The 1,530-nt window shown below is 65.3% G+C and carries 2 protein-coding genes; both read left to right on the top strand.

Going from position 1 to position 1,530, the window contains the following annotated elements:
• Positions 1–82: 82 nt before the first annotated feature.
• Entirely contained in the window at positions 83–844 is a 762-nt protein-coding gene (locus U1872_RS22240; RefSeq protein ID WP_332747292.1) for a hypothetical protein, read from the top strand.
• On the top strand, positions 841–1,530 hold a 690-nt coding region (locus U1872_RS22235), incomplete at its 3' end, for a hypothetical protein (protein WP_503655191.1). The genes U1872_RS22240 and U1872_RS22235, both read left to right, overlap by 4 nt.

Genomic DNA, 1,530 nt, shown 5'->3' with positions numbered 1-1,530 from the left:
TGTCGCTATGGCTGAGCCTGCCAGACGGCGCCGATGATCGCGTTGCGGCCGCGAAGGACGCCCTGCTTGGCCAGGTGGGTCTGTGAAGGGACTCGACGTCTTTCGGCAGCATTTCGACGGCCTCTCACACCATTATGTGCTGATCGGCGGAGCCGCGTGCGAGATCGTCATGGAGGAGGTCGGTCTGGACTTCCGGGCAACGAAGGACCTCGACCTGGTCATTCTGGTCGAGGCGCTCGACGCCGCGTTCGGCGCGCGATTCTGGGCGTTCGTCGAATCGGGCGGCTATCAGCAGCGCGAACGAAGCGGCGGCGGGCGGGAATTCTACCGCTTCCAGAAGCCTGCCGATCCTCAATTTCCGGCGATGCTCGAACTCTTCTCGCGCGCGCCCGACGCCATCACGCCTTCCGAGGGCAGCGCGCTTACGCCGCTGCCGATCGATGAGGATATCGCCAGCCTGTCAGCCATTCTGCTCGACGACGCGTATTACAATGCCCTGATCGAGAACGGCCGCACGGTTGACGGCGTCGCGGTGCTCGATGAGCGAATGCTGATCCCGTTCAAGGCCAAGGCCAACCTCGATCTCGCCGCGCGGCGCGAGGCCGGCGAACCGGTCGACCAGAAGACGGTCCGCAAGCATAGAGCCGACGTATTCCGGCTGTTGCAGCTTTTGGCCGATGACGAGCGGATCGCTTTGCCAGAGGCGATCGCGGCGGACCTAGCGGCCTTCGCCCTGAAGGTCGATGCCGATGGAGATTTCCAGCCCAAGGACATCGGACTGGCGGGCGACGCCGCTTCCCAGACCGCGCGCTTGCGAAGCATTTATGGCGTCGCTGCCGCATGACCGCCGAGAGTGTTCAAGCGGAGCCGGCGGTCTCGCATGAGCGGCGCGCCCATGGTCCCTGGAGCGACCTGGCGCTGCACACGATCGGCTGGCGCGCTTTCCAGGATCTCTGCTCGCAGGTGTGCGAAGTGGTGCTCGGCCGCCCGGTCGAGATCTTCCGCGAAGCGCAGGACGGTGGCCAGGATGCCGTCTTCCTCATCCCCGGCGGCCTCAACGCATCGCCGATCGGCACGGTCCAGTGCAAGCATACATCGGACGCGGGCAAGGCGCTGAAGGTCTCCGACCTCACCGGCGAGATCAGCCATGTCGAGGAGCTGGTGAAAAACGGCCAGGCCGACACCTATGCATTCATGACCAATATGAGCGTGGACGCGCCGGTCGCCGCCGCGATGCGCGCCAGACTGCGCGCGCTTGGCGTGCGCAAGCCGCATATCCTTGGGCGGCAATATATCGTCCGCGTCATCCGCGGCAGCGCGCGCCTGCGCGCGTTGGTCCCGCAGGTCTACGGCCTTGGCGATCTCACCTTGATCGTCGACGAGCGGCTTAGCGAGCAGAGTCGCGCGCTGCTCGACAGCTGGATCCCGAAGCTGCGTACCTACGTACCCACGAAGGCGCATCGCGATGCCGTCAACGCCATCTCCGACCATGGCGTGGTGCTGTTGCTTGGCAACCCTTCGAGCGGCAAG

It is taken from the genome of Parasphingomonas frigoris, assembly GCF_036663815.1.
Lineage (GTDB): Bacteria > Pseudomonadota > Alphaproteobacteria > Sphingomonadales > Sphingomonadaceae > Sphingomonas.
This window is presented reverse-complemented; position numbering and strand designations above follow the sequence as displayed.